The sequence below is a fragment of the Sphingobium sp. AP49 genome (assembly GCF_000281715.2).
GTDB lineage: Bacteria > Pseudomonadota > Alphaproteobacteria > Sphingomonadales > Sphingomonadaceae > Sphingobium.
Genome location: NZ_CP124576.1, coordinates 43,057 through 68,652, shown reverse-complemented (window position 1 = coordinate 68,652; position 25,596 = coordinate 43,057). Strand labels below are relative to the sequence as shown.

The 25,596-nt window shown below is 63.9% G+C and carries 24 protein-coding genes; 18 read left to right on the top strand and 6 right to left on the bottom strand.

Annotation, left to right across the window (positions count from 1 at the left end; all coding sequences use genetic code 11):
• The first annotated feature begins 10 nt into the window (after positions 1-10).
• Entirely contained in the window at positions 11-2,806 is a 2,796-nt protein-coding gene (locus PMI04_RS00305; RefSeq protein WP_193378278.1) for a TonB-dependent receptor, read from the top strand.
• Here the strand turns inward: PMI04_RS00305 and PMI04_RS00300 are convergent.
• Positions 2,784-3,518 carry a YggS family pyridoxal phosphate-dependent enzyme gene (locus PMI04_RS00300; RefSeq protein WP_007704039.1) on the bottom strand — a complete coding sequence of 245 codons (735 nt, stop codon included), beginning with the start codon at positions 3,516-3,518 and terminating at the stop codon, positions 2,784-2,786. The two genes, PMI04_RS00305 and PMI04_RS00300, sit on opposite strands and share 23 nt — an antisense overlap.
• A 23-nt stretch (positions 3,519-3,541) precedes the next feature.
• Here PMI04_RS00300 and PMI04_RS00295 point away from each other — a divergent pair, with 23 nt between their 5' ends.
• The 3 genes from PMI04_RS00295 (at position 3,542) to PMI04_RS00285 (ending at position 4,923) form a co-directional block, all read left to right on the top strand.
• Complete coding sequence (locus PMI04_RS00295) at positions 3,542-4,096, top strand: thiamine phosphate synthase (RefSeq protein WP_007704037.1); 555 nt, start codon at positions 3,542-3,544, stop codon at positions 4,094-4,096.
• Positions 4,097-4,193: 97 nt separating this feature from the next.
• Positions 4,194-4,517 carry a carboxymuconolactone decarboxylase family protein gene (locus PMI04_RS00290; protein WP_007704034.1) on the top strand — a complete coding sequence of 108 codons (324 nt, stop codon included), beginning with the start codon at positions 4,194-4,196 and terminating at the stop codon, positions 4,515-4,517.
• Positions 4,501-4,923, top strand: coding sequence for a putative quinol monooxygenase (locus PMI04_RS00285; RefSeq protein WP_238535858.1), 423 nt, complete (start codon positions 4,501-4,503; stop codon positions 4,921-4,923). The genes PMI04_RS00290 and PMI04_RS00285 overlap by 17 nt, the downstream gene beginning before the upstream one ends.
• A 61-nt stretch (positions 4,924-4,984) precedes the next feature.
• Here PMI04_RS00285 and PMI04_RS00280 read toward each other — a convergent pair whose 3' ends face one another.
• Positions 4,985-5,713: a hypothetical protein gene (locus PMI04_RS00280; RefSeq protein WP_007704032.1), complete on the bottom strand. Its 729-nt coding sequence runs from the start codon at positions 5,711-5,713 to the stop codon at positions 4,985-4,987.
• Positions 5,714-5,957: 244 nt separating this feature from the next.
• Between PMI04_RS00280 and PMI04_RS00275 the strand changes: the two genes are divergently transcribed.
• From PMI04_RS00275 to PMI04_RS00250, 6 genes are all read left to right on the top strand, one after another.
• Positions 5,958-6,407 carry a DUF3576 domain-containing protein gene (locus tag PMI04_RS00275; RefSeq protein WP_007704030.1) on the top strand — a complete coding sequence of 150 codons (450 nt, stop codon included), beginning with the start codon at positions 5,958-5,960 and terminating at the stop codon, positions 6,405-6,407.
• A gap of 99 nt (positions 6,408-6,506) precedes the next feature.
• On the top strand, positions 6,507-9,020 hold the full coding sequence (leuS, locus tag PMI04_RS00270; RefSeq protein ID WP_007704028.1) for a leucine--tRNA ligase: 2,514 nt from the start codon (positions 6,507-6,509) through the stop codon (positions 9,018-9,020).
• A 64-nt stretch (positions 9,021-9,084) separates the two neighbouring features.
• Complete coding sequence (lptE, locus tag PMI04_RS00265; RefSeq protein ID WP_007704026.1) at positions 9,085-9,606, top strand: LPS assembly lipoprotein LptE; 522 nt, start codon at positions 9,085-9,087, stop codon at positions 9,604-9,606.
• Positions 9,603-10,631, top strand: a complete 1,029-nt coding sequence (holA, locus tag PMI04_RS00260) for a DNA polymerase III subunit delta (RefSeq protein WP_007704024.1) — start codon at positions 9,603-9,605, stop codon at positions 10,629-10,631. Before lptE ends, holA begins: the two co-directional genes overlap by 4 nt.
• Positions 10,632-10,662: 31 nt before the next feature.
• Positions 10,663-11,064 (top strand): peptide-methionine (R)-S-oxide reductase MsrB, encoded by a 402-nt coding sequence (msrB, locus tag PMI04_RS00255; RefSeq protein WP_007704021.1) that lies wholly within the window; start codon positions 10,663-10,665, stop codon positions 11,062-11,064.
• Between the two features lie 112 nt (positions 11,065-11,176).
• Positions 11,177-13,285 carry a PBP1A family penicillin-binding protein gene (locus PMI04_RS00250; RefSeq protein WP_007704017.1) on the top strand — a complete coding sequence of 703 codons (2,109 nt, stop codon included), beginning with the start codon at positions 11,177-11,179 and terminating at the stop codon, positions 13,283-13,285.
• A gap of 14 nt (positions 13,286-13,299) precedes the next feature.
• Here the strand turns inward: PMI04_RS00250 and PMI04_RS00245 are convergent, their stop codons facing one another.
• A complete protein-coding gene (locus PMI04_RS00245; RefSeq protein WP_007704015.1) occupies positions 13,300-14,265 on the bottom strand; it encodes a retroviral-like aspartic protease family protein in 966 nt (321 codons plus the stop codon).
• A 280-nt stretch (positions 14,266-14,545) separates the two neighbouring features.
• Between PMI04_RS00245 and rho the strand changes: the two genes are divergently transcribed.
• Positions 14,546-15,802, top strand: coding sequence for a transcription termination factor Rho (gene rho / locus PMI04_RS00240; protein ID WP_007704013.1), 1,257 nt, complete (start codon positions 14,546-14,548; stop codon positions 15,800-15,802).
• 116 nt (positions 15,803-15,918) lie between these two features.
• Complete coding sequence (locus tag PMI04_RS00235; protein ID WP_007704011.1) at positions 15,919-16,638, top strand: YjbE family putative metal transport protein; 720 nt, start codon at positions 15,919-15,921, stop codon at positions 16,636-16,638.
• Positions 16,639-16,674: 36 nt separating this feature from the next.
• Here the strand turns inward: PMI04_RS00235 and PMI04_RS00230 are convergent, their stop codons facing one another.
• The 3 genes from PMI04_RS00230 to PMI04_RS00220 all read right to left on the bottom strand — a co-directional run bounded on the left by PMI04_RS00230 (position 16,675) and on the right by PMI04_RS00220 (position 19,510).
• Complete coding sequence (locus PMI04_RS00230) at positions 16,675-17,700, bottom strand: phytanoyl-CoA dioxygenase family protein (RefSeq protein WP_007704009.1); 1,026 nt, start codon at positions 17,698-17,700, stop codon at positions 16,675-16,677.
• A gap of 137 nt (positions 17,701-17,837) precedes the next feature.
• Positions 17,838-18,809, bottom strand: a complete 972-nt coding sequence (locus tag PMI04_RS00225; RefSeq protein ID WP_193378276.1) for a quinone oxidoreductase — start codon at positions 18,807-18,809, stop codon at positions 17,838-17,840.
• A complete protein-coding gene (locus tag PMI04_RS00220; RefSeq protein ID WP_007704001.1) occupies positions 18,809-19,510 on the bottom strand; it encodes a dienelactone hydrolase family protein in 702 nt (233 codons plus the stop codon). The genes PMI04_RS00225 and PMI04_RS00220 overlap by 1 nt, the downstream gene beginning before the upstream one ends.
• Before the next feature lie 176 nt (positions 19,511-19,686).
• On the opposite strand from PMI04_RS00220, the gene PMI04_RS00215 reads away from it, so the two are divergent.
• Genes PMI04_RS00215 through PMI04_RS00190 form a run of 6 tightly spaced genes read left to right on the top strand, consistent with a single transcriptional unit; the run spans position 19,687 to position 25,483 of the window.
• Positions 19,687-19,944 (top strand): DUF6489 family protein, encoded by a 258-nt coding sequence (locus tag PMI04_RS00215; protein ID WP_007703998.1) that lies wholly within the window; start codon positions 19,687-19,689, stop codon positions 19,942-19,944.
• Positions 19,945-21,231, top strand: a complete 1,287-nt coding sequence (gene mnmE, locus PMI04_RS00210; protein ID WP_007703996.1) for a tRNA uridine-5-carboxymethylaminomethyl(34) synthesis GTPase MnmE — start codon at positions 19,945-19,947, stop codon at positions 21,229-21,231.
• 58 nt (positions 21,232-21,289) lie between these two features.
• The gene (gene mnmG, locus PMI04_RS00205) at positions 21,290-23,140 is read left to right on the top strand and encodes a tRNA uridine-5-carboxymethylaminomethyl(34) synthesis enzyme MnmG (RefSeq protein WP_007703993.1); all 1,851 of its coding nucleotides are present in this window, start codon (positions 21,290-21,292) and stop codon (positions 23,138-23,140) included.
• Positions 23,137-23,778 carry a 16S rRNA (guanine(527)-N(7))-methyltransferase RsmG gene (rsmG, locus tag PMI04_RS00200; protein WP_007703986.1) on the top strand — a complete coding sequence of 214 codons (642 nt, stop codon included), beginning with the start codon at positions 23,137-23,139 and terminating at the stop codon, positions 23,776-23,778. Before mnmG ends, rsmG begins: the two co-directional genes overlap by 4 nt.
• Entirely contained in the window at positions 23,775-24,557 is a 783-nt protein-coding gene (locus PMI04_RS00195; protein WP_007703985.1) for a ParA family protein, read from the top strand. Before rsmG ends, PMI04_RS00195 begins: the two co-directional genes overlap by 4 nt.
• A complete protein-coding gene (locus PMI04_RS00190) occupies positions 24,554-25,483 on the top strand; it encodes a ParB/RepB/Spo0J family partition protein (protein WP_007703984.1) in 930 nt (309 codons plus the stop codon). Before PMI04_RS00195 ends, PMI04_RS00190 begins: the two co-directional genes overlap by 4 nt.
• Positions 25,484-25,596 lie beyond the last annotated feature (113 nt).

Sequence of the window (25,596 nt, the reverse complement as noted above, 5' to 3'; positions counted from 1 at the left end):
GCACATCATGATGCACAAGAGCCTTTGGCTGCTGTCCGCCGGTGCCGTCGCACTGGTGGGCGCCATGCCGCTTGCCCACGCCCAGGATACCGCGCCGCAGGCTGCGGCCGAAACCAACAGCGCCGACATCATCGTGACGGCGACCCGCCGCGCCAGTCCATTGTCGGACGTGCCGATCGCGGTGTCGGCCGTCGGTCAGCAGGCAATGCAGAATAGCGGCGCCAACGACATCCGCGCGCTTAACCAGCTCGCGCCTTCGCTGCTGGTGTCCTCGACCGGAAGCGAGGCGAATGGCTCTGCGCGTATTCGCGGCATTGGCACGGTCGGCGACAATCCGGGGCTGGAAAGCTCGGTCGCGGTGTTCATCGACGGCGTCTATCGCTCGCGCACCGGCGCGGGCCTTAATGACCTGGGCGAGATCGAGCGGGTCGAGGTGTTGCGTGGACCGCAGGGGACCCTGTTCGGCCGCAATGCGTCCGCCGGTCTGCTGAATATCGTCAGCAAGGCACCGGAATTCACGCTGGGTGGCAAGGCCGAGATCACCTATGGCAATTATGATTATTGGCGACTGGCCGGGCGCATTACCGGCCCGATCGCCAAGGGGATTGCGCTGAGCCTGGATGGCGTCTGGTCGAAACGTGACGGTTTCTACGATCTGGTCGACACCAGCGGCAACAAGGTCGGCGACACCAATGACCGCGACCGCTATTTCCTGCGTGGCCAGGCGCTGATCGAGCCGACCGACGCTCTCTCCATCCGCCTGATCGGCGATTATACCAATCGCGATGAAAGCTGCTGCGGTGCGGCCTATATCGAAACGCGCGAGCGGCGGCCGGCGACGGGCGGCGGCTACACCACCGCGCCGTTCAATCGCATCGGCGCGATCCTGGCGGGGCAGGGCAGCGTCTTCCCCACCGATCCTTATGATCGCGAGCTGACCATCACCGAGGGACGCAATTATGTCAGCAAGCTCAAGGATTGGGGCGTTTCGGGCGAGATCAACTATGATCTGGGTGGCGCCAAGCTGACCAGCATCACCGCCTATCGCGACTATAAATCCCGCGACTATGGCGATTATGATTATTCGGGCGCGGACCTGTTGTACCGCGATCCCAACACCTATCGCCAATTCAAGACCTTCACCCAGGAGTTGCGGGCGCAGGGGTCGGCCTTTGGCGAGGTTCTCGACTGGCTTGTTGGCGGCTATTACGCCAATGAGAAGCTGACGCTGGAGGATAATATCCGCTTCGGCGCCGATTATGGCCGCTTTGCCGCCTGCCGTCTGATGGCGGGCGCGGGGGCGACGAGCAACTTCACTGCCGCGCAGTTGGCGGCCTGTGGCAGCGGCCTTGCCACATCGGCGTTGATCGGCGGTACGCAGGCGAACCTGAATGCCGGACTGACGGCCGCGCTGATCAATGCTGGTCTGCCAGCGGGCGTCGCGGCGGCGCAGGCGGGGGCGATCTCGACCGGTCTGGGCAATGGCCTGCGTGCGCTGGCGGCGATTCCGGAGGGCACCGGCGATGTTGCTTCCATCTATCGCCAGAAGAGCGAGAACTGGGCGCTGTTCACCCATAATATCATTCATGTCACCAAGACGCTCGATCTGACCCTGGGGCTGCGCTACACGCATGAGTCGAAGAAATTCTCGTCAGATTTCAATAATAACAACGCAACCTGCGCGGCCCTGCAGGCCTCTTCGCTGCCGACCTTGGCGACCAATGCGGCGCTGGGCAGTGCGGCAGCTCTGGCGGGTGGCATCCTGACGCTGGGGTGTCTGGGCAATGGCTCCACCACGCTCAATGCGCTCGACCTCAACGACAAGATCAGCGATGGCGAATTCACCGGCACGGCGGTGCTGTCGTGGAAGCCGGTTGAGGAACTGCTGGTCTATGGCAGCTATTCCAAGGGCTATAAGGCAGGCGGCTATAATATGGACCGCTTCCAGCTGGGATCGACCGGCCTGAACACCGTGCCGGCGGTCTATAGTCCGCGGACGAATGCCGATGTGACCAGCCTGCGCTTCGCCCCGGAAAAAGTGAATGCCTTTGAAATCGGCTTGAAATATGCCCAGCCGAAGTGGAGCGCGAACATTGCCGCCTTCCGTCAGGAGTTCAAGAATTTCCAGCTGAATACTTTCAACGGCACCAGCTTCGTCGTGCAGAATATCAATGGCTGCGACAGTGCCCTGTCGGCAACGCGGACCTGCGCGGAGGATGATGTCGGCCCGGGCCTGATCAGCCAGGGTGTGGAACTGGAACTGACGGCATCACCGGTGCGCAATTTCCGCCTGACCGGCGGGTTGACCTATGCCCGGGCGAAGTTTGCCGATCGGTTGGTCGGCAGCGGCGATGGCAGCGTGCCGCTGGATCCGGCATTGTTCCTGCTGCCCGGATCGATCAACAGCAATGCGCCGCAGCTGGTGACGACGGCGAGCGCAGCCTGGACGCCGGATATCGGTTCCAATGGCCTGTCGGCGCTCTTCTATATCGATGGCCGCCTGATGAGCGATTATAATACCGGGTCGGATCTGTTCCCGGAGAAGCGGCAGGATGGCTTTGCCGTGGTCAATGCCCGTATCGGTATTCGCGGCAAGGATCAGCGCTGGGCGGTCGAATTCTGGGGCCAGAATATCTTCAACCAGGATTATACCCAGGTCGCCTTCAGCAGCCCGCTCCAGTCGAGCAGCCCGGCGACATCGACCACCGGCCAGTTTGCGCAGGGCGCGCCGATGGCGAACCAGCTGATCTCCGCCTATCTGGCGGAACCCCGCACCTATGGCATCACCTTGCGGGGGAGTTTCTGATCATCCCCAGGCCGCTCCGGGGAACGGGGCGGCTGACGGGCGCGCGTTCGCCGAACAGGGCGGTGCCGACGCGAATGTCGGTGGCGCCCAGCATCAGGGCGGTCTCGAAATCGCCCGACATGCCCATCGACAGGCGCGGGAGGCCCTCTTCCCGCGCCATTTTCGCGAGCAGGGCAAAATAGGGTGCCGCTTCGACGTCGGCCGGGGGCACGCACATCAGGCCTAGCAGAGGGATGTCGGCGCCTCGCGCGGCCGCAATCAACGCCGGAACCTCGCCGATCGGACAGCCGCCCTTTTGCTCCTCCATCCCGATATTCACCTGGATGAAGCAGGGCACGCGCTTGCCCGTTGTGTCCATCGCCTTGGCGAGCGCGGTCAGTAGTGACGGGCGGTCGAGCGAATGGATGACGTCGAACAGGGCGACGGCGTCGGTTGCCTTGTTCGACTGAAGCTGGCCAACCAGATGCAGGGTCAGATCCGAGAACGCCTCGCGCAAGGCCGGCCATTTGTCCTGGCTTTCCTGAACGCGGTTTTCGCCGAAGACGCGCTGGCCGGCGTGGATCAGCGGAACAATCGCTTCGGCAGGTTGAGTCTTGGACACGGCGATCAGGGTGATGTCGTCGGCGCTGCGCTGGGTCAGGCGGGCGGTGCGGTCGATCTGGTCGCGCAGAGTGGCAAGGCGGGTCGCAGCTTCGGGGATGTCGGTAGTCATGGCGGCTGCTATAGGCGATGGCCATGCACGCCCGCCACCGCAAAAAACTGCCCGGCCTCTGGCTGATGACCGACGAGCGGGTGGCGGATGCGCAATTGCTGGCAGCGGCGGCCCGATTGCCGCGTGGGCTGGCGGGGATAGTCTTTCGCCATTATCGCACCGAGCCGGTGAAGCGGCGGGCGTTGTTCGAGGCGTTGCGGACGATCGCGCGACGGCGGCGGCTGGTGCTGATGCTGGCGGGAGATGCGCGCGCGGCGACGGCGTGGCGTGCGGATGGCTGGCATGGGCGGGATGGGCGTAGGGCTTCCCGGCAACTTATCCACAGCCTGGCCGCGCATGATGCGCAGGAGATAGAGGCTGCTACGCGGGCGGATATGGTCTTCCTGTCGCCCTTGTTTCCGACCCGCTCTCATCCTGGCGCCGGCGCGCTGGGGCGAGGGGGCTTTGCGGCGCTTGCGCGGCAGGCGAAGGCGCCGGTGATCGCATTGGGCGGGGTCAGGGCAAAGCACCGGCATCTGCTGCGCGGGATCGGGGCAGCGGGCTGGGCGGCGATCGACGGACTGACCGGCGATATATGAACGAGGGGCATGGAGCCTAGCGTGGGGGCGGGCCTAATAGCCTGTGGATAAATCGGTTAAGTTGAGGCTGATACCGTCCATCCTGCGGAGACCCGACATGACCGAACCGACCGACGCGCGCCGATCCTTTGGCGATCTGGCGCCTCATCTGGCTGAAATCACCGACAAGACCCTGTTTGGCGATGTCTGGGCCGATCCGGCATTGTCGCCGCGCGACCGTAGCCTGATCACCATCACCAGCCTCATTTCGCTTTATCGTGGCAATGAGCTGCCCTTTCATCTGCAGCGGGCGCTGGACAACGGGCTGACCCGCGAGGAGATCATCGCCACCATCACCCATCTGGCCTTTTATGCCGGCTGGCCGCCGGCGATGACCGCGCTCGGCATTGCCCGCAAGCTGTTCGATGATGCGCAGGGTTAAGCCGGCCATGGGCGCGTTGACGCTGGCCGCCTTCATGCTGGCCGTCGGCGCGGGGCGGCAGGCCAGGGCGCTGACCGTGCCGGACAAGCCGATCGTGCGGATCGCCGAGGTGGAAATCGATCCCGCGCAGATCGAGGAATATAAGACCTATCTGCGCGAGGAGATTGCCGCCTCGGTTGCGCGGGAGCCGGGGGTGCTGTCGCTGTCGGCGGTGGCGATCGCCGGCCAGCCGGCCAGCATCCGCCTGCTGGAAGTCTATGCCAGCGACGCGGCCTATCAGGCGCATCTCAGGACACCACATTTCCTGAAATATAAGCAGGGAACCGCCGACATGGTGCGATCGCTGCGCCTGATCGAGACGGAACCTGTCATGCTCTGCGCCAAGGGCGGTGGCAGTTACTGCTGACACGTCGCAGTGATCGGCATCAGGCGATGCCGATCATGCTCATCCATGCCCTTTCAGGCGATCAGAATTTGAAGATGGTGCCCAGATAGACGGCCTGGTTGTCCTGGCGCTCGTCGGTCATCGGGGTCAGGCGGCCAGCCACGCTGTTGTTGTAGCGGATGCCCGCCGTAACATTCAGGTTGCGCGTGAGCGAATAGGAACTGGCCAGATCCAGCGAATAATCCTTGTCGGCGCTGGGATTGCGAACCGTCGGTGCCGCTTCGCGACGGCTTTCGAGCAAGACCTTGGTGCTGAAGCGATCCTTCTTGCCCTCTTCCAGCGCGAAATTCTTCGCATCGACCATGGTTTCGACCGGAACCGGATCCAGCGCCTTGCGCCCCGTGTTTTCGGGCAGGGCGAACTTGCGCCAGCCATGATCGCCGCTCAGGCTGAAGCTGACCGGCGCAATATTGACGGGGGCAACCGTCCGGTTGGTCGCCATGCGATCGAGATCAGCCGCACGCACCATGACGGTGATCGAGCGCTGGCCGCTAAGCGAACCGCTGGTCGGCGTGAAACGGAAATTCTGACGACCTGCCGATGCTGCGATCTTCGCATAGGCTGCGGCGAGACGCGGATCCTTGGTCGTAGGGGTGAAGGACGAGATGCTACCCAGCGCGCCGAGCGATACCGGCATTTCCGAGCGGACACGAACGAGATCCGTCGCGGCACCAAACGCGGGCGACAGCATGAAGCCGGTTACGGCAATCGCCGTCCCCGCCAATGCCAGATATGCCCTGTTCGTACCCATGACTCGAATCTCTTCCCCACCGACTATTATTCAAGACGCATTAGACACCAAAAAGCGCCATTGGCTAGGGGGCCTTGCCTCTTTTTGTCTGAGCTGTTGCACAGACCACACAGGCACTGATTCGGCGGAAGGTCGGCCTGAGACCCGTCAGTCCAGGCGCGCGCCAGCGGCCCCCTTGCCCAATGGCGCGTGTCCACTATAGAAGCGGGGCGTTTTTCGTCTTTCAAGCTAGGACATGCCCCCTATGGTCCGCCGCCTTCCTGCCCCCGTTTCCGCCGGCCTTATTCTGGCCGCGCTCCTGCCGCTTGCCGCCTGTGGCGGCGGTGCCAAGGAGCGGCCCAAGACCGATCTGGCTGCATCGAAGGTGACGACCATCGGCGTCAACGCCTATCTGTGGCGTGCTACGCTGGATACGCTGTCCTTCATGCCGATGGTACAGACGGATTCCAACGGCGGCGTCATCGTCACGGACTGGTATGCCAATCCGAACAGCCCGGGCGAACGGATGAAGGTGACCGTATCGATCCTGGATCAGGATCTGCGTGCTGACGCGCTGCGCGTGGTGGCGAGCCGTCAGGTGAACCAGAACGGCCAGTGGGTCGATTCCCCGGTCCAGGCGGCAACCGTGCAGAAGCTGGAAGAAATCATTCTGACCCGCGCCCGCGACCTGCGCCGTATGGCGATCGCCGGCTAAGGCATTCGTTTGGGACGGGTATCGGCCCGTCCCTAATTTCAAGACCATCGGGGCTGGGCTTGGTAAAGCCCAGCCCGCTCGCATTTGTAAGGACATGACATGCAAAGGCGCTTCAACCCGCTGGAGGCCGACGCCCGCTGGCAGGCCGTCTGGGACGAGAAGCAGAGCTTCAAGGCGGACGATGCCTCGACGAAGCCGCGCAGCTACGTGCTGGAGATGTTCCCCTATCCGTCGGGGCGCATCCATATCGGCCATGTCCGCAATTACTCGATGGGCGACGTGCTCGCGCGCTTCCGCCGGATGACCGGCCATGAAGTGCTGCACCCGATGGGCTGGGATGCGTTCGGCATGCCGGCCGAAAATGCGGCGATGGAAAAGAAGGTGCATCCGGGCGACTGGACCCGGTCCAACATCGCCAACATGCGCGCGCAGCTCAAGAAGCTGGGCTTTGCGATCGACTGGAGCCGCGAACTCGCCACCTGCGAGCCGGACTATTATGGCCATGAACAGGCGCTGTTCCTGGACATGCTGGAGGCGGGCCTGGTCTATCGCAAGGAAAGCCAGGTCAATTGGGATCCGGTCGACATGACCGTGCTGGCCAATGAGCAGGTGATCGATGGGCGCGGATGGCGCTCGGGCGCGCTGGTGGAGAAGCGCAAGCTCAATCAGTGGTTCCTCAAGATCACCCAGTTTGCCGACGACCTGCTGGATGGGCTGAAGACGCTCGACCAGTGGCCCGACAAGGTGCGGACCATGCAGGAAAACTGGATCGGCAAGTCGGTTGGCCTGCAGTTCAGCTTCAAGCCGGTCGCGCCCTTCGATAGCGCGATCGAGGTCTATTCGACCCGGCCCGACACCATTTTCGGCGCCAGCTTCGTCGCGATGGCCGCCGACCATCCCGTCGCGCAGGCGGTGGCCGCGAGCCATCCCGACGCGGTTGCCTTCATCGAGAAGTGCAAGGAAGGCGGCACCACCGCCGCCGAGCTGGAAACCGCGGAAAAGCTGGGCTTCGATACCGGCCTGACGGTTGCGCATCCGTTCGATCCCGATTGGCACCTGCCCGTCTTCATCGCCAATTTCGTGCTGATGGACTATGGCACCGGCGCCGTCATGGGCGTGCCGGCACATGACCAGCGCGACCTCGACTTCGCCCGCAAATATATGCTGCCGGTCGAGCGCGTCGTCGCGCTGGACGGCGAAGCCGACAAGCCGATCCACAATGAAGCCTATACCGGCCCCGGCAATCTGGTGAACTCGCGCTTCCTGGATGGCATGGGCGTCGAAGCAGCCAAGGCCGCCGTCATCGCCCGTGCCGAGGGCGAAGGCTGGGGCGCGGGCAAGACCGTGTTCCGTCTGCGCGACTGGGGGGTGTCGCGCCAGCGTTACTGGGGCACCCCGATCCCGGTCATCCATTGCGAGACATGTGGCGTGGTGGGCGTGCCCAAGGACCAGCTGCCGGTGACGCTGCCCGAGGATGTCAGTTTCGACATTCCCGGCAATCCGCTGGACCGCCACCCGAGCTGGAAGCATGTCGATTGCCCGTCCTGCGGCAAGCCGGCGCGGCGCGAGACCGACACGCTCGACACCTTTGCGGATTCGAGCTGGTATTTCATCCGCTTCGCCAGCCAGCCCGACGACAAGCCGTTCGATCGTGCGACCGTCGAGCAGTGGCTGCCGGTCGGCCAATATATTGGCGGCGTGGAACATGCGATCCTGCATCTTCTCTACGCCCGTTTCTGGACCCGCGCGCTGCAGCATATGGGCCAGCTGGGCTTTGCCGAGCCCTTCACCGGCCTGTTCACCCAGGGCATGGTGACGCACGAGACCTACAAGGCCGGTGACGGCAGTTGGCTGTCGCCACAGGAAATCAAGAAATCCGGCGACGATTATGTCCATATCGAGAGCGGCCAGCCGATCACGGTTGGCCGCGTCGAGAAGATGTCCAAGTCGAAGAAGAATGTCGTCGATCCCGATGACATCATTGAGCAGTATGGCGCCGACGCCGTGCGCTGGTTCATGCTGTCGGACAGCCCGCCCGAGCGCGACCTGCCCTGGACCGAGGCGGGCATTGAGGGTAGCTGGCGCTTCGTCAACCGCGTCTGGCGCCTGTTCGGCGAAGCCGATGCGGCGGCGGAAGGCCAGGACAAGGCGCTGGACCGCAAGCTGCACCAGACGATCGACGGCGTTGCCAAGGATATCGAGGCGCTGGGCTTCAACAAGGCCGTCGCCAAAATCTATGAACTGGTCAACGCGATCGAGAAGGCCAAGCCGTCGGCCAGCCGCACTGCGGCGATCCGCGCGCTGGCTTTGCTGGTCGCGCCGATGACCCCGCATCTGGCCGAAGAAGGCTGGGCCGAGATGGCGCAGCCGGGCCTGATCGCCGAAGCCGCCTGGCCGGCGGTCGATCCGGCACTGCTGGTCGAGGACGAAGTGACCATCGCCTGCCAGGTGATGGGCAAGCTGCGCGACACCATCACCGTGCCCAAGGGCACGGCCAAGGATGAGCTGGAAAAGCTGGCGCTGGCCGCGCCGAACGTCGTTCGCACGCTGGATGGCGCTACCCCCAAGAAGGTGATCGTGGTGCCCGATCGCCTGGTGAACCTGGTTATTTGAGCTGTACCCGTCGCCCTGACCTTTGGTTCGACAAGGGCGGGGCGACGGGATAAGGATCATCCCCATGAAGCGCCTACTTCCCCTCATCGCTCTCGTTGCCCTCAGCGGCTGTGGTCTGCGTCCGGTCTATGGCGGCGGCAGCCATGGCGCGGTGGCGCAGGGCCTGGGCCATGTCGAGGTGCTGGATATTGAGGGCAAGAGCGGTTGGCTGATGCGCAATGCGCTCAATGACCGGCTGAGCAATCTCAGCAACGGCAATGGTCCCAGCTACAAGCTGGTGGTGAAGCTGGACGACCAGATCAGTGGTTTCGGGTTGCGGTCTGACGCCGCGATCACCCGCGAACGGCGGACGTTGCGCGCGCGCTACCAGCTGATCGACGAGGCGACCGGGGCGCAGGTGCTGGATGATACCGCTGGTTCCGACGCGGGCATCGATGTGACGTCGAGTGAATATGCGACCATTGCGGCTGAAGACACCGCGCTGGAACGATTGTCGCAGATCGTTGCAGACCAGATCGTCAACCGGCTGGCCCTCTATGCCACGCGGAAGGCGGCGGCGCAGGCCCCGGCACCGGGCGGCCAGTGAAGACCAATCGCGGGCAGATTGAAAAGGCGCTGGATGCGCCGCCCGCCGACATTCGATTCTTCTTGCTCTATGGTCCGGACGAGGCCGGCAGCATGGTGTTGGCCAAGCGGCTGGAGCGGGCGATGGGCGCCGGCGCCGAGCGGGTCGACCTGGATCTGGCGACGCTTCGCGAGGATCCGGCGCGGTTGGCGGATGAAGCGGCGTCCTTTTCGATGTTCGGCGACAAGCGTTGGATCCGGATCAACGGCATGGGCGATGAATCCCTGCCAGCGGTGACCGCGCTGCTGGAGACGGAGGCGGCAGGTAATCCGGTGATCGCGATCACCGGGGCGCTCAAGGCAACGTCGAAGCTGGTCAAGCTGGCGCTCGATCACAAGGCGACGATGGCGTTCATCTCCTATCAGCCCGACGCGCGAGAGGCGGAACAGATCGCGATGGCCATGGCGCGTGAAGGCGGATTGCGGCTGTCACAGGAATTGGCGCGGCGGATCGTTGACCTGGCCAATGGTGACCGCGCGCTGATGGGTATCGAGATCGAGAAGCTGGTGCTCTATCTGGATGCGGCGCCCGATCACCCGTGCGAGGCAACGGCCGAGGCACTGGATGCGTTGTCGGCTGACAATCCGGATTCTGACGCCGCGCCGCTGGTGAACGCGGTGCTGGGCGGTGACCTCAGGGCCATGCACAAGGAATTGAATGGCCTGGCCGAAATTGGCGCGGCGATGGCGTCGGTGATCCGGCCGCTGCTGACCCGGGCCATGCTGATTGCCAATATTCGCGCCGATTTCGACGGTAGTGGCCGGCTGGATGCTGCCGTTGAAGCGGCGGGCAAGGCGGTGTTCTGGAAGGAAAAGGGGTTGGTGACGCGGCAGGTGCGGCTTTGGGACGCGGCCGGCATCGCCCGCGTTATCCAGCGCCTGTCCCAGGCCGAACGGTCGAGCCGCAGCGGCAAGGGGTTGGGGGACCTGCTGGTCCGCCACGAGCTGTTGGCGATTGCCCGACAGGCGGCGCGGGAGCGGGCTTGATCCGGCGACCGGCTGACGCCATATTGCCGCCATGGAAAAGCTGGACCTGAGCGAAGCCGAATGGCGTGCGCGCCTTTCCCCCGAACAATATCATGTGCTGCGCGAAGCGGGCACGGAACGGGCCTTCACCGGCAAATATAACAGTAACAAGGCAGATGGCGTCTATTATTGCGCCGGTTGCGGCGCTGAACTGTTCGATGCCGAAGAAAAATATGACAGCGGGTCGGGCTGGCCCAGTTTCACCGCGCCGGTCGATATCGATGCGGTCGAGGAAATCCGCGATTCCACCCATGGCATGATCCGGACCGAAGTGCGCTGCGCCAAGTGCGAGGGGCATCTGGGTCACGTTTTCCCCGATGGTCCCGGCGTCAACGGACTGCGCTACTGCATGAACAGTGCATCGCTGGATTTCAAGTCGCGCGACGACGCGTAACAGCCATTCATCGCGGGTAAAGCCGCATCATCCTTACAGACCGGGGAGTTTCCGGACGGGTGCCTGATTTGCGCTGGTCCGGGCCGGTAATAGCGCGTATCCGGGGCGGCACATGGCACGATCAGACAAGAGCAAGCAGGCGCCGGGCAAGGCGAAACGGTGGCTGGTGCGCGGCCTGAAGATCGGTCTGGTCGGCGCGCTGGCGGGTCTGGTCGCGATCGTCGTCGCGGTGATCGTGGCGATGCAGTCGCTGCCCGACTATAATTCGCTCAAATCGTCGCCCAACGGCCAGATGATCCGGGTTCATGCCGCTGATGGATCGGTGATCGTGTCCCTGGGGCCGAGTTTCGGACGGTGGCTGAGCTATAGTGAAATTCCACCGGTCATGGTCGATGCGATGGTATCGACCGAGGACAAGCGCTTCTACCATCATCCCGGCGTCGACCCGATCGGCATGACCCGCGCTGCCTGGGTTGCGCTGGAAAATCGCGGGCGCGGCCGCCGCATGCAGGGTGCATCGACGATTACGCAGCAGGTGGCGCGCAACATCTTCCTCAACAACAGCTATAGTTGGGGCCGCAAGGTCCGCGAGATGGTGCTGGCGATGGCGCTGGAACGCAAATTCTCCAAGCAGCAGATCCTCGAACTCTATCTCAACAAGGTCTATTTCGGCGGGGGTGCCTATGGCATAGATGCGGCCAGCCGGAAATTCTTCGGCCATCCGGCCAACAGCCTGGACCTGCCCGAGGCGGCGATTATCGCCGGTCTGGTCAAGGCGCCGTCCAGCTATTCACCGACGGCCGATGCCGAAGCTGCAGTCGGCCGCGCGGGCGTGGTACTCGACCTTATGCAGGAAAATGGGGCGATCAGCGCCGCCGAGCACGCCAATGCCAATCTGGCGGGCGTCCAGATGGCGCCGGAGCCGCCGCAAAACAGCGTGCGCTATTTCACGGACTGGGCATTGCCGCAGCTCGACACCCTGATCGATGAGCCCAACGAGCCGCTCGAGGTCTATACGACCATTGACCTTGGCATGCAGAAGGCCGCGACCGGGGCCGTGCAGGCGAACGTGTCGAACGGCATGCAGGGCGCTTTGGTCAGTCTGGATCGCGACGGCGCAGTGCGGGCGATGGTCGGCGGTCTCGACTATGTGACGTCCAACTATAACCGTGCGACCACTGCTGTGCGTCAGCCCGGTTCCGCCTGGAAGATCTTCGTCTATATGGCGGCGCTGGAGGCCGGCTATACCCCGGATACCGGGGTGACCGACGAGCCGGTGACCATCAATGGCTGGAGCCCGCGTAACAGCAACGGCCGCTTTGCTGGCGATATCGATATCCGTACCGCCTTTGCCTATTCGATCAACACGGTCGCGGCGAAGCTGGGCGTCGAGGTCGGTTTCCCGACAGTAGCCGACATGGCCCGCCGTTTCGGCATCACCACGCCGATCAACACCCATCCTTCGATGGTGCTGGGCACATCCGATGTGCGGCTGATCGACATGACCCGCGCCTTCGCCTCGATTGCGCGCAAGGGGGTAGCGGTGACGCCCTATGGCATCACCAAGGTTACGACGGCCGATGGCCGGCTGCTCTACGAGCATAGGGACGATACCAGCCGCGTGCTGGTGGCGCCCTGGGTCGCGGCTGGCATGACCGACCTGATGCAGACTGCGGTCAGCACCGGAACCGGCAAGGCTGCGCAGATTGGCCGGCCGGTTGCCGGCAAGACCGGTACCACGAATAGTGGCAAGGATGGATGGTTCCTGGGCTTTTCCAGCGGCATTACCACTGGAGTCTGGGTTGGCCGGGACGACGCGAAAGCGGTGCCGGCGCTCTATGGTGGTCGTGCACCCGCCCGCGCCTTTGCCGACTATATGAAGGTCGCGGTTGCCAAGCGCCCCGTGGAACAGTTCGAGACCCAGGTGACCCTGCCCGAATGGCAGCTGGAGCCGGATGAGGAGGCCTATTATGGCCAGCCCGACAACGGGACCGAGGGCATGGCCGGCGGCATGATGGTCGATGAGAATGGCCTGCCGATTGATCGCCCCCGTCCCGCAGGGAGTGAGGCGAGCGATGGCGACGAGACGGCCGAACCCGATCCGGCCGACCGTCCGGCCCCGCCGCGGCTCGACCAGCAGTGGATCGACAACGTGCTGGGTCGCAATCGCCAGCGTCAGCCGCCGCCGCAACCCACTGGACAGCGCCCGAATAACCCCTGAGCTTTGATCCGGGGTCAGTGGCCCTGGGGTGGCGCATTGATGGCCAGCCGGACGGGATCGACCGCACTGGCATCGGGCATCAGGAAGTCGACCTTGCCCCGGCCGAAATCGATCGCTACCCGATCGAAGATACGCAGGGCGCTGATCCCCAGCAGCAGCGCCGGCTTGTCGCTGAGCCCCAGTTCGGCAAAGGGACTCGCGTCGGCGAATAGCACTGGCACCTGGGTCAACTGGACCCTGCCCATGCGGACGGCCTTGATCCGTCCGACTTCGCCAGTCAGCACACCACCGGTCACGCTGGTCAGGCTGGCCTGAAACAGTTCGGGCGCGCGCTTCTTGCGGATCAGCTTGTCCCGCAGCGCGAGATTGCCGACGCTGAAATCCGTGCCGGTATCGAGAACGATGTTGACCTTCATCCCGTTGACGTCGGAATCGAGCAGGATCAACTGGCCGCGCTGCCGTCGCGCCTCAACGATGATCGTGTCCGGATCGCGCGATATCCGTTTGCGGCTTTCGCTGATTTCCATCCGACCGGTACGGAAATTGAGCAGCAGGCGCTTGGCATGCAGGCTGTCGAGTCCCAGCAGACCGGGTGCGCCCAGATGGTCGCCGTCCAGAACCGGAGCCTCGATATCGTCGACGATGCTGCTGCCGAAACCCAGGCGCGGTACCGCGACGGTAGGTACGTCGGCGCGGCCGGTCATGCTGAGGACGGTGACCGTTTTTCGGCTGGGCAGGGCGAGCCGATCAGCAAGATCACGGGCGATGACGGTACGCTGGGCGCCGGTGTCGATAACGAAGTTCCACGGCCCTTTCCCATCGATCACGATAGGGATCGTCACGCGATCATCATTGGATGGACCGGTGCGTACGACGGCGGGCGGGATTGTTGAATCGAGCGGCGAGGTGTCTTGGGCGGCAAGCGGAAAACCGGCCAGCGCGCCAACGGCGACGGCCAGCATGCTATGGATGTGTCCCATCTCCTCATCCTTCCGACATTTTATGTCGCCTTATATCACGAACGGTCATATCCGGTCTATCGCCGTAGCTGAGGCACTGTCCGTCGAATTGAGGCGCCCACACCTCCAATTTTGGCGAGCTAGGGGAATGTCCTGCCTTGACTTGGGGGGCAGCGGCTCGCTAAACGCCAGACAATCCACCTCGCCCGTCCGGCGCGAGGCTTTCCCGAGATATAAACCGGGCAAATTCTCCCTTTATCTCCTGGCCAATCAACCCCTCACACCATCGGACCGATTCGCAATGCACCTCAAGGACCTGAAGAAAATGCCGCCCGCCGACCTCGTCACTATGGCGGAGGATCTGGGTGTCGAAGGCGCATCGACGCTGCGCAAGCAGGATCTGATGTTCGCGATCCTCAAGGCCGAGGCGGAGAATGGGGCGCAGATCATGGGCGAGGGCACGATCGAGGTGTTGCCGGATGGCTTCGGCTTCCTGCGCAGCCCCGAGGCGAACTTCCTCGCCGGCCCGGACGATATCTATGTATCGCCCAACCAGGTCCGCCGCTTTGGCCTGCGTACCGGCGATACGGTGGAAGGTGAAATTCGCGCGCCCAAGGATGGCGAGCGCTATTTCGCGCTGACCAAGCTGCTGTCGGTCAATTTCGATGATCCCGATGTCGTTCGTCACCGCGTCAATTTCGACAATCTGACACCGCTCTATCCCGAACAGAAGCTGTCGCTCGACACGCTGGACCCGACGGTCAAGGACAAGTCGGCGCGCGTCATCGACATCGTCTCGCCCCAGGGCAAGGGCCAGCGCACGCTGATTGTCGCGCCGCCGCGCGTCGGCAAGACGGTGATGCTGCAGAATATCGCCAAGGCCATCACCGACAATCATCCCGAAGTCTTCCTGATCGTGCTGCTGATCGACGAGCGGCCGGAAGAAGTCACCGACATGCAGCGCAGCGTGAAGGGCGAGGTCGTCTCCTCCACCTTCGACGAACCCGCACAGCGCCACGTTCAGGTCGCCGAGATGGTGATCGAGAAGGCCAAGCGCCTGGTCGAGCACAAGAAGGATGTCGTCATCCTGCTCGATTCGATCACCCGCCTGGGCCGTGCCTACAACACTGTCGTCCCCTCGTCGGGCAAGGTGCTGACCGGCGGTGTCGACGCGAACGCGCTGCAGCGCCCCAAGCGCTTCTTCGGTGCTGCCCGCAATATCGAGGAGGGTGGCTCGCTCTCCATCATCGCGACCGCGCTGATCGATACCGGCAGCCGCATGGACGAAGTCATCTTCGAAGAGTTCAAGGGTACCGGCAACTCGGAAATCGTGTTGGACCGCAAGGTGGCGGACAAGCGTATCTTCCCGGCGCTGGACGTCGGCAAGTCGGGCACCCGCAAGGAAGAGCTGCTGGTCGACAAGGCCAAGCTTTCCAAGATGTGGGTGCTGCGCCGCATCCTGATGCAGATGGGCACCATCGACGCGATGGAATTCCTGCTCGACAAGATGAAGGATTCCAAGACCAACGAGGACTTCTTCGATTCGATGAACCAGTAAGGGCTGTTGCGGTCGTTCGTTATGACGGCGGCCCAGCCATATATTTTGCGGTGAGAGCCGGGCCATGTATATGGTCCGGCTTTCTTCATTTTCACTCATAGGGACGTTAGGCCGTCATGTTCGACCTCATCGCCACCGCTGCTTCGGCCGCTCAGGGGCTCGGTTCCCCGGCCGATATCTGGCAGCATATCGTCAACGATTTCAGCAATATCACGTCACCGAGCGCCCTGGCGGCCTTTGGTCAGGTGCTGATGATCGATATCTTGCTGGCCGGCGACAATGCGATTGTTGTCGGTGCGCTGGCCGCCGGCCTGCCGCCCAAGCAGCGCCAGCAGGTTATCCTGATCGGCATCATCGCCGCGCTGGTGCTGCGTATCGGCTTTGCCCTGGTGGTGAGCCAGTTGATGCAGATTGTCGGTCTGATCCTGGCGGGCGGCCTGCTGTTGCTGTGGGTCAGCTGGAAGATGTGGCGCGAACTGCGGCCCAATCGCGGCGCACATACGCCCCATGACAGCAGCGACGACGATATTTCGGGCCTGCGTCCCTCCAAGAGCTTCGCTGCAGCCGCCTGGTCGGTGGCGATCGCCGATGTCAGCATGAGCCTGGACAATGTCCTGGCTGTGGCGGGCGCGGCGCGCGATCATCCGGGCATCCTGATCATCGGGCTGGTTCTGTCGGTTGCGTTGATGGGCGTCGCGGCGAATATCATCGCCAAATATATCGAGCGCTTCCGCTGGGTTGCCTATCTGGGATTGGCCGTGATCATCTATGTTGCGGTTAAGATGATCTATGACGGGCTGGTCGACCATCAGGTGGGTCTGTTGACGCTCTTCTGACGCGCTTTCCCCGTAAAAACCAAGGCCCGCCTACGTTCAGTCGTCGGCGGGCCTTTTCATGCCGGCGGAGGTCCAGGGTTGGCCGATCCAGCGCGCGACCCGATCACGCAGGCCCCAGCGGAGGCCGATACGGCGTTCGACTACCCCCGGGATGCTCCACAGGTCAAAGCCGGTAAAGGGTCGAAAAGGGTTGCGGCGGCCATAGGCCCATAGCTCGACCCGGGTCGAGCGCGCGCTGGCCTCCCCGCGCGCATGGAAGCCGAAGGTGTCGGCCACGATCAGCGTATTGGCAGGAACAGCGAAGCTGCGTGGCGGGGGCAGGCCGAGTTTTGCCAGTTCGGCTGCCTCTATGCGCAGCGACCCGCGCGCCGACATACGACATTCTTCATCGCGGACCGTCAGGCTGCGTTGCTTCTCCCATGCCTCGCGCTCCGGCGTCAGCCGATGGGAACCCGGTACATAGGTAAAGGGGCCGCCATGGGCCGGGACATCTTCCAGGAACAGCCACGCTTTCATTGCGGGGTAGAAGGTGTCGGCATGCAAGTTGATCTGCGGATCGGGCGGGCCATCCAGTCGATGCGTAAGGATGGTTTGGATGTACAATAGCGGTTCTACGTCGAAGCTCGCGATATAGCGGGCGAGCGCGCGCCAGCGCGGGTGACGCAGGAAGCTGTCCAGCGATGGAATGGCGCGCCGGGCCTGTGCGTCGATCGCGAAGCGCCGTGTGATCGTATGGCCCTGAACCATCTCACGCGATGCGCCATGGAAGGCGGCGACCTGCGCTTGCAACGCGGAGAAATCGGCTGCGGGCAGGAAGTCGCGAATTTCGACGAAGCCATCGCGATCGAACCGATCGCGATCGACCGGATCGAGATGGGCGGCCAGCCGCGTACGTCGACGGGCCGTCATCCATTGGGCCATGCGCACGCGGCCGACATGCAGGCCCAGCGCATTCAGTCGAGACGATCCGATCAGTGGATTGTCCAAAAAGGACTTTGCGCCTGTGGCCAATTGTATCGTCCACCAAGGCAGCAGGACCAGCTTTGCCAGGGAACGAGTCATATTATCCTTCATCTTGCCGCTTATGGCGGAGATACTGCAAATAGCTATCAAGAGGGAAGCATATGTTCCGCGCCGCTGTGCAAAATGGAGGGCGGTGTTGCTCGATGCCGCCCTCCATGCGGCTATTTTTCGGTAGATCAGGGCAGTAGGATGGTGCTGCCGGTCGTCTGCCGCCCTTCCAGCGCTCGATGTGCTTCGGCAGCATCGGCCAGGGTGAAACTCTGGCCGATCTGCGCCGATATGACGCCGCGCGCCATGCGGTCGAACAGCCGTTGGGCCGTATGGGCCAGATCCTCTGCGGTGGCGACATAGTCGAACAGGGTCGGGCGGCTGACGTAAAGCGAACCGTTGCGGCTGAGGTCGAGCAGGCTGATCGGCGGGACGGCGCCCGACGCATTGCCATAGCTGACCAGCAGGCCGCGCCGGCGCAGGCTGGCGAGCGAGGCGCTCCAGCTATCCTTGCCGACGCCGTCATAGGCGACGGCAACGCCCTTGCCGGCGGTAAGCTCTCGCACTTGCGCCGCCAGATCATCGAGCGGGCCGGACAGGCTATGGTCGGCATCGACCCTGGCCGCCTTTTCCGGTGATCCGCTATGGGCGATCACGACCACGCCCTTGTCGCGCAGCCAGGGCACAAGCACCGATCCTACGCCGCCGGCGGCGGCATGGACCAATGCCACGTCGCCGGGCAGCAGGTCGATCATGTCCTCGGCCAGATAGCAGGCGGTCATCCCCTTGAGCATCATTGCGGCAGCATCGTGGGTGTTGACCGCATCAGGTATGCGTACGACGCGGTCGGCCGGAACGATGCGGTGGGTCGCATAGGCGCCCAGGCCCGCCGCGCAGCCGACCTTGTCGCCGACGGCCAGCCCGGAGACGCCGGGACCGACCGCGACGATATGGCCCGCACCTTCCGATCCCAGGGTCAGGGGCAGGGGGGCGGGGTAAAGGCCGGTGCGGTAATAGGTGTCGATGAAGTTGAGGCCGACTGCATCCTGCGCGATCAGCACCTCACCTTCACCGGGCGAGCCGGGATCGAAGCGCTCCCGCTCGATCGCCTCGGGGCCACCATGAGTCCGGACGATCATCCGCCATGCCTCGCCCGGCATCAGGCTAGCGCCTGCGCAAAGAAGTCGGCGGTGCGGCGATCGGCGAGCTGGGCCGCTGCCTCGTCGCGGCGATCGCCCATCTCGGCGGCGAAGCCATGATCCAGCCCCTGATAGTCATGCAGGGTGACGTGGCGGTTGTCCTTCAGCCCGTCATGCATCCTGGCCTGTGCATCGGCGGGGACGAAGCCGTCATTGGTCGGGATGTGCAGCATGGTCGGCTTGCCGATGGCATGTTGCTCGCCCAGCAATCCGTCGATGCCCACACCATAATAACAAACGAAGGCATCGCCATCGGTACGGCAGGCGGTCATGAAAGCCATGCGGCCGCCCAGGCAATAGCCGACGACGCCGACCTTGGCCTGATCACCCAGCATGCGGCGCGCGGTGCGGATGCTCGCCTCGATATCGCGGACGCCCTGATCCTGGTTGAAGCGGGGGATATAGTCTAGCGCCTGCTGCATCTGCTGCGGGACATCGGCGTCCAGCTCGATATGCGGATCGATGCGCCAGAAGAGGTCGGGCGCGATCGCCAGATAGCCGGCTTTGGCCCAGCTGTCGCATTTGCGGCGGATGCCTTCATTGACGCCGAAGATCTCCTGGATGACGATGATCGCCGCCTTGGCAGGACTGTCGGGCGTGGCGACATAGGCGTCGAACTGGCCGTCGCCTTCCAGCGTCTTGATCGGAACATAGTCTGCCATGGGATATCCTTCCGCTTGGGGAGTCGATAGGTCGATGCGCATATTGGCGCGTTGGGCGAGGGGCGCAAGCCGCTGTCGCGCCCAAAAAATTTGCCATCGCCCGCCTGTTTGCGGCATGAGATGAAAGCATCGGCGGACACCCGCTACAGCTAGGGCGCCACAGGGAAGGGCAGCAGATGAAAGTGACCGTCGACGTGGATTGCACCCCGGCCGAGGCGCGCGCCTTTCTGGGGCTGCCCGATGTCAGCCCCATCCATGACAAATATATCAAGACGATGCTCGACGGCATGGACGGCATTGGCAGTGTCGAGCAGATGGAGACGCTGTTCAAGAGCTTTTCGCCAATGGGCGATGCGGGCGTGCGGCTGTTCAAGCAGATGATGGACATTGGCCTGGCTGGCATGGCGGGCAAGAATGGCGACAAGAAGGATTAAGTGAGCGAGACGATCTTCGCCCTGTCGAGCGGCGCGCCGCCGGCGGGGATTGGCGTCGTGCGCGTCAGCGGCCCGATGGCGGGCGCGGCGCTGCAGGCGTTGGCCGGGCGACTGCCCACCCCTCGCATGGCTAGCCTGGCGCTGCTGACCGATCCGCGTGATGGCACGCCGCTCGATCGCGCATTGTTGCTGTGGCTGCCGGGACCGGGCACCGTGACCGGTGAGGACATGGCCGAGCTGCATTGTCATGGCGGTCGCGCGGTGATCGCGGCGGTGGAGGCGGCGCTGGCCGCGATGCCACAGTTGCGCCGCGCAACGCCTGGTGAGTTCACCCGCCGCGCCTTCGCCCATGGTCGTATGGACCTGAACGCGGTCGAGGGGCTGGCCGATCTGCTGGCGGCGGAGACGCAGCAGCAGCGACGGGCGGCACTGGCGATGGTGGAAGGTCATTTCTCGCAGCGGATCGATGGCTGGCGGATGCGGCTGCTCGACCTGTCGGCGATGGCCGAGGCGGCGCTCGATTTCTCGGATGAGGATGATGTGCCCGATGCCGATATCGAGATGCGGATTGGGCAGGGGGTGACAGTCTTGGCGGAGGATGTCAGCGCATTGCTGTCGGCGCCTTCCGCCGAGCGGCTGCGCGACGGCATTCGCGTCGTGCTGGCCGGCCCACCCAATGCCGGCAAGTCGACCCTGCTCAATCGCCTGGTCGGGCGCGAGGCGGCGATCGTGTCCAACATTGCCGGCACCACCCGCGATCGGATCGAGGTGCCGGCCGCGATCGGTGGCACGGCCTTCCTCTTCACCGACACCGCTGGTCTGCGCGACGAGACTGGCGACGCGATCGAGGCGATCGGCATTGACCGCGCGCGCGCGGCGCTGGAGGCGGCGGACATCATCCTTTGGCTGGGTGAGCCGGCGGCGGCGCCGCGCGACGATGCGCTGTTGGTCGCGGCGCAAAGTGATGTCGCGCTCTGCGCAGCCGACCGGCCAGGTCTACGTTTGTCGGCGCGGACGGGTGAGGGGATGGATGAGCTGGTGGACCAGCTGCTCGATCGTGCAGCGACCTTGCTGCCGGGGGAAGGCGATTATGCCCTGCATGCGCGGCAGCGCGATGGGGTGCGGCAGCTGCATGACCATCTCGTCGCAGCGACCGCCGCACGCGACCTGCTGGTGCTGGCGGAAGAATTGCGTCTGGGGCGGCGGGCGATCGATACGCTGACCGGGCAGGCCGGGACCGAGGATATGCTTGATCGCCTCTTCTCTGGATTCTGCATCGGCAAGTGACGATGTTCCACGTGGAACGCTTTTGACCGAAGGCCCCTGAATCTGATATGGGGCCGGCATGCGAACAAGCTATGATGTGATCGTGGTCGGTGGTGGCCATGCCGGCTGCGAAGCCGCCGCTGCGGCAGCGCGCAAGGGTGCGGTGGTGGCGCTGCTGACCTTCGAGCGGGCAACCGTGGGCGCCATGTCCTGCAACCCGGCAATCGGTGGTCTGGGCAAGGGCCATTTGGTGCGCGAGGTCGATGCGCTGGACGGGTTGATCGGCCGCGCCGCCGATGCCGGGGCGATCCATTATCGGATGCTCAACAGCAGCAAGGGGGCGGCGGTTCAGGGGCCGCGCGTGCAGGCCGACCGTAAGCGCTACAAGGCTGCGATCCACCAGATGCTCGATGCTCAGGCCGGACTTGAGATCATTGAGGGCGAGGCCGTGGGGCTGATCGTCCGCGAGGATATGGTGGCGGGCCTGTCGCTGGCGGATGGCCGGACGCTGGAGGCGCCATCGGTAGTGCTGGCGACGGGCACCTTCCTGGGTGGCAAGCTGTTCCGGGGCGAGGATGTGGATGTCGGTGGCCGCACCGGCGAGCGGGCGGCAACGGCGCTGGGCGTGCAGCTGCGCGAGAGGGGCCTGCCGATCGGGCGCCTGAAGACGGGCACGCCGCCGCGCATTGACGGCCGAACCATCGACTGGGCGGTGCTGGAGGAGCAGGCGTCGGATGGCGAAGGCTGGACCATGTCGCCGCTGTCTGATCATCGGCCGCTGCCGCAACTGGCCTGTGCCATCACCCGCACTAATGAACGGACCCATGCGATCATCCGTGAAGGGCTGGGGCGATCGCCCTTGTTCAGCGGCGCGATCGAGGGGCGGGGGCCGCGCTATTGCCCGTCGATCGAGGACAAGGTGATCCGCTTCGGGGATCGCGACGGCCATCAGATCTTCCTGGAGCCCGAAGGGCTGGATGATGCGCTGGTCTATCCCAATGGTATCAGCACCTCGCTGCCGGCCGATGTGCAGCTGGCCATGATACGGTCGATGCGCGGGCTGGAGCAGGCCGAGATCGTCGTGCCCGGCTATGCGGTCGAATATGATCATATCGATCCGCGCGCGCTGGATGCCAGCCTGGAAGTGCGGGCACTGCCCGGCCTGTTCTGTGCGGGGCAGATCAATGGTACGACCGGCTATGAGGAAGCGGCGGCCCAGGGGCTGGTTGCTGGCACCAATGCGGCGGCGCGCGCGCGTGGCGAAGAACCGATGATCCTCGACCGGGCGAGTAGCTATATCGGCGTGATGATCGACGACCTGGTGTTGCAGGGCGTGACCGAACCCTATCGGATGCTGACCGCGCGCGCCGAATATCGGCTGCGGCTGCGGGCCGATAATGCGGAGACGCGGCTGGGCGAGATCGGCCTTGCTCATGGCATCATTGGCCCGGCGCGTGCGGTGCGTTTCGCCACGCGTGCCGTCGCGCGCGCTGCGATCGAGGCTGAGCTGGCCCGGCCCTTCACCGCAACCGAGATGGCACGGGCTGGGGCGGCGGTCCGGCAGGATGGCGCGCGACGCAGCCTGTTTGAATGGGCGCGCTTCCCCGAGGTGCAAGCCGACTTGCTGGTGACGCTGGCGCCTGCCCTGGCGAAGGCGTCGGCCGACCTGCGCGCCGAGATATTGGAAGATGCCCATTATGCGCCCTATCTGGAACGGCAGGATGCGGAGATCGCAGCGCTGCGCCGGGATGAGCGGGTGGCTATTCCGGTCGACTTCGACTTTGCCAGCGTCGGCGGTCTGTCGACCGAAATGATCGAGCGGCTGGACGGCGCACGCCCCGATACGCTGGCCGCTGCGGGCCGTATCCGCGGTATCACCCCGGCGGCACTGGCCGCCATTCTAGTCCATGTGCGGCGGAAGGCAGCATGACCGAAGACGAAGCGCGGGCCTGGCTCGATGCGCATTTTGATGTTCCACGTGAAACATGGGATCGGTTGGAGCGCTATGTGTCACTTTTGCTGTCCGCCATGGATGCTCAGAATCTGATCGCCGAATCGACCCGTCCCCATGTCTGGGCGCGGCATATCGTCGATTCGGCCCAGTTGCTGTTGCACGCCCGGGACGCTGGGGAAGGGCCATGGATGGACTTGGGCTCGGGTGCGGGCTTGCCCGGGATCGTGGTTGCCAGCATGTCTGATCGACCACTGATCATGGTTGAATCGCGTCGCAAGCGGATCGATTTCCTCAACGATGTGATTGCCGACCTCGGACTGGCCAACGCCTCTGTCTTTGGCGGTCGGGTCGAAGTCGCGCCGCCAGCGAACTCCGCCGTCATCAGCGCCCGTGCCTATGCCCCGCTGCCGAAATTGCTGCAGTCCGCCCAGCATCTTGCCGATGAAAAGACGATTTGGGTGCTGCCGAAGGGACGAAATGCGCAAAATGAACTGGAGGCCGTGCGTCCGGCATGGCAAGGTGCGTTTCATGTGGAACGCAGCGTGACCGACGCCGACAGCGCCATCATCGTCGCGCGATCCGTCAAACCCGTCAAAAAGAAGGGTCGAGGATGATTTGTATCGCCATCGCCAACCAGAAAGGCGGAGTGGGTAAGACCACCACGGCCATCAATCTGGCTACCGGCCTCGCCGCCACCGGCCTGCGCGTGTTGCTGGTCGATCTCGATCCCCAGGGTAACGCCTCGACCGGCCTGGGGGTTGGTCATGCCGATCGTGCCCAGTCAAGCTATGACCTGCTGGTCGGCAATTGCGCGCTGGACGATGCGGTTATAACCACGCGCGTGCCCAAGCTGGATCTCGTGCCGGCGACCCAGGACCTGTCGGGTGCGGAAATCGAACTGATCGAATATGAGGAGCGGACCCATAGGCTGGAGCGGGTGCTTGCCGAAGCGCAGCCGGGTCGCTGGGATATTTGCCTGATTGATTGTCCGCCCTCTCTGGGGCTGCTGACGATCAATGCGATGGTGGCAGCACAGTCGCTGCTGGTGCCGTTGCAATGTGAATTTTTCGCGCTGGAAGGTCTGTCGCAACTGCTCCAGACGGTTGAGCGGATTCGCGGGCGTTTCAATCCTCGGCTTTCGATCATGGGTGTCGCCCTGACAATGTATGATCGGCGCAACCGCTTGACCGACCAGGTCGCGGACGATGTCCGTGCCTGTCTGGGTGACCTGGTCTTTTCGACCGTCATTCCGCGCAATGTCCGTTTGTCCGAAGCGCCAAGCCATGGCGTACCGGCACTCATCTATGATTTCCGTTGCTCGGGGTCGGAAGCCTATATGCGTCTGGCGCGCGAACTGATCGCGCGTCTTCCCCGACAGGAGGCTGCGGCTTGAGCGACGAGATTGGTGAAAAGCACAAGCCGGTGAAGCGTCCGCACGGTCTCGGTCGGGGCTTGTCCGCTCTGCTGGGCGATGTCAGCCGGGAGGAACCCGTCGCAGCAGCAGCGAGCAGCGCGACGCCATCGAGCAAATCTGTGCAGAATATCGAGGTTGCGCTGATCCAGCCGCATCCCGAGCAGCCGCGCCGTCATTTCGATCAGGACGCGCTGCAGGAACTGGCGGACAGCATTGCCAAGCGGGGCGTGATTCAGCCGATCATCGTGCGCCCGCATGGGGGCGGTTTCCAGATCGTCGCGGGCGAACGCCGCTGGCGCGCCGCGCAGAAGGCGCAGCTGCATCGCATCCCCGCGATCGTGCGCGATTTCGACGAGCAGGAAACGCTGGAAATCGCGCTGGTTGAAAATATCCAGCGCGAGGATCTCAACCCGATCGAAGAGGCCGAGGCTTATCGCAAGCTGATCGGCGAATTTCATCACAGCCAGGAAGCGCTGGGCCGCATTGTCGGCAAGTCGCGCAGCCATATCGCCAATTTGATGCGTCTGCTCGACCTGCCCGATCCGGTGCAGGAAGCGGTGTCGCATGGGCGGATCAGCATGGGTCATGCCCGTGCGCTGATCGGCGTGCCGGGCTGCGAATCGATGGCGCTGATGGTCGAGCAAAAGGGGCTTTCGGTCCGCGAGACCGAGCAACTGGTGCGCAAGGCGAAGAAGGGCGAGGATTCCGAGCCCAAGTCGCGCGGCGCAACTCCCGGCGGCAAGGATGCGGATATTGCGGCGCTGGAACAGCATCTGGCCGATATTCTTGGGCTGAAGGTCGAGATCGCCGACAGCGGCGACGGGGCGGGCATGCTGGCGCTGCGCTATTCAACCCTCGATCAGCTCGACATGCTCTGCCAGCGATTGTCGGGCGAGCGGATCTGACAGCGCCTTAAGCGCCCCTCCGTTCGCGTCGAGCGAAGTCGAGAAGCGGCTTGCGTTGCGCGCGTTTCTCGATCGCGCGCGAAACGAACGGGAGGGATTGATCTGTTCCTTTC

Excerpts from the sequence above, each read along its gene's own strand:
- PMI04_RS00305 (WP_193378278.1), top strand. The coding sequence starts at position 11 with ATGCACAAGAGCCTTTGGCTGCTGTCCGCCGGTGCCGTCGCACTGGTG.
- PMI04_RS00290 (WP_007704034.1), top strand. The coding sequence starts at position 4,194 with ATGACCGAACCGACCGACGCGCGCCGATCCTTTGGCGATCTGGCGCCT.
- mnmG (WP_007703993.1), top strand. The coding sequence starts at position 21,290 with ATGCGAACAAGCTATGATGTGATCGTGGTCGGTGGTGGCCATGCCGGC.
- PMI04_RS00225 (WP_193378276.1), bottom strand. The coding sequence starts at position 18,809 with ATGCCGGGCGAGGCATGGCGGATGATCGTCCGGACTCATGGTGGCCCC.
- PMI04_RS00275 (WP_007704030.1), top strand. The coding sequence starts at position 5,958 with ATGGTCCGCCGCCTTCCTGCCCCCGTTTCCGCCGGCCTTATTCTGGCC.
- PMI04_RS00295 (WP_007704037.1), top strand. The coding sequence starts at position 3,542 with ATGCACGCCCGCCACCGCAAAAAACTGCCCGGCCTCTGGCTGATGACC.
- PMI04_RS00230 (WP_007704009.1), bottom strand. The coding sequence starts at position 17,700 with ATGACTCGTTCCCTGGCAAAGCTGGTCCTGCTGCCTTGGTGGACGATA.
- PMI04_RS00245 (WP_007704015.1), bottom strand. The coding sequence starts at position 14,265 with ATGGGACACATCCATAGCATGCTGGCCGTCGCCGTTGGCGCGCTGGCC.
- PMI04_RS00285 (WP_238535858.1), top strand. The coding sequence starts at position 4,501 with ATGATGCGCAGGGTTAAGCCGGCCATGGGCGCGTTGACGCTGGCCGCC.
- PMI04_RS00235 (WP_007704011.1), top strand. The coding sequence starts at position 15,919 with ATGTTCGACCTCATCGCCACCGCTGCTTCGGCCGCTCAGGGGCTCGGT.
- PMI04_RS00220 (WP_007704001.1), bottom strand. The coding sequence starts at position 19,510 with ATGGCAGACTATGTTCCGATCAAGACGCTGGAAGGCGACGGCCAGTTC.
- lptE (WP_007704026.1), top strand. The coding sequence starts at position 9,085 with ATGAAGCGCCTACTTCCCCTCATCGCTCTCGTTGCCCTCAGCGGCTGT.
- leuS (WP_007704028.1), top strand. The coding sequence starts at position 6,507 with ATGCAAAGGCGCTTCAACCCGCTGGAGGCCGACGCCCGCTGGCAGGCC.
- rho (WP_007704013.1), top strand. The coding sequence starts at position 14,546 with ATGCACCTCAAGGACCTGAAGAAAATGCCGCCCGCCGACCTCGTCACT.
- msrB (WP_007704021.1), top strand. The coding sequence starts at position 10,663 with ATGGAAAAGCTGGACCTGAGCGAAGCCGAATGGCGTGCGCGCCTTTCC.
- PMI04_RS00215 (WP_007703998.1), top strand. The coding sequence starts at position 19,687 with ATGAAAGTGACCGTCGACGTGGATTGCACCCCGGCCGAGGCGCGCGCC.
- rsmG (WP_007703986.1), top strand. The coding sequence starts at position 23,137 with ATGACCGAAGACGAAGCGCGGGCCTGGCTCGATGCGCATTTTGATGTT.
- PMI04_RS00250 (WP_007704017.1), top strand. The coding sequence starts at position 11,177 with ATGGCACGATCAGACAAGAGCAAGCAGGCGCCGGGCAAGGCGAAACGG.
- PMI04_RS00300 (WP_007704039.1), bottom strand. The coding sequence starts at position 3,518 with ATGACTACCGACATCCCCGAAGCTGCGACCCGCCTTGCCACTCTGCGC.
- PMI04_RS00195 (WP_007703985.1), top strand. The coding sequence starts at position 23,775 with ATGATTTGTATCGCCATCGCCAACCAGAAAGGCGGAGTGGGTAAGACC.
- PMI04_RS00280 (WP_007704032.1), bottom strand. The coding sequence starts at position 5,713 with ATGGGTACGAACAGGGCATATCTGGCATTGGCGGGGACGGCGATTGCC.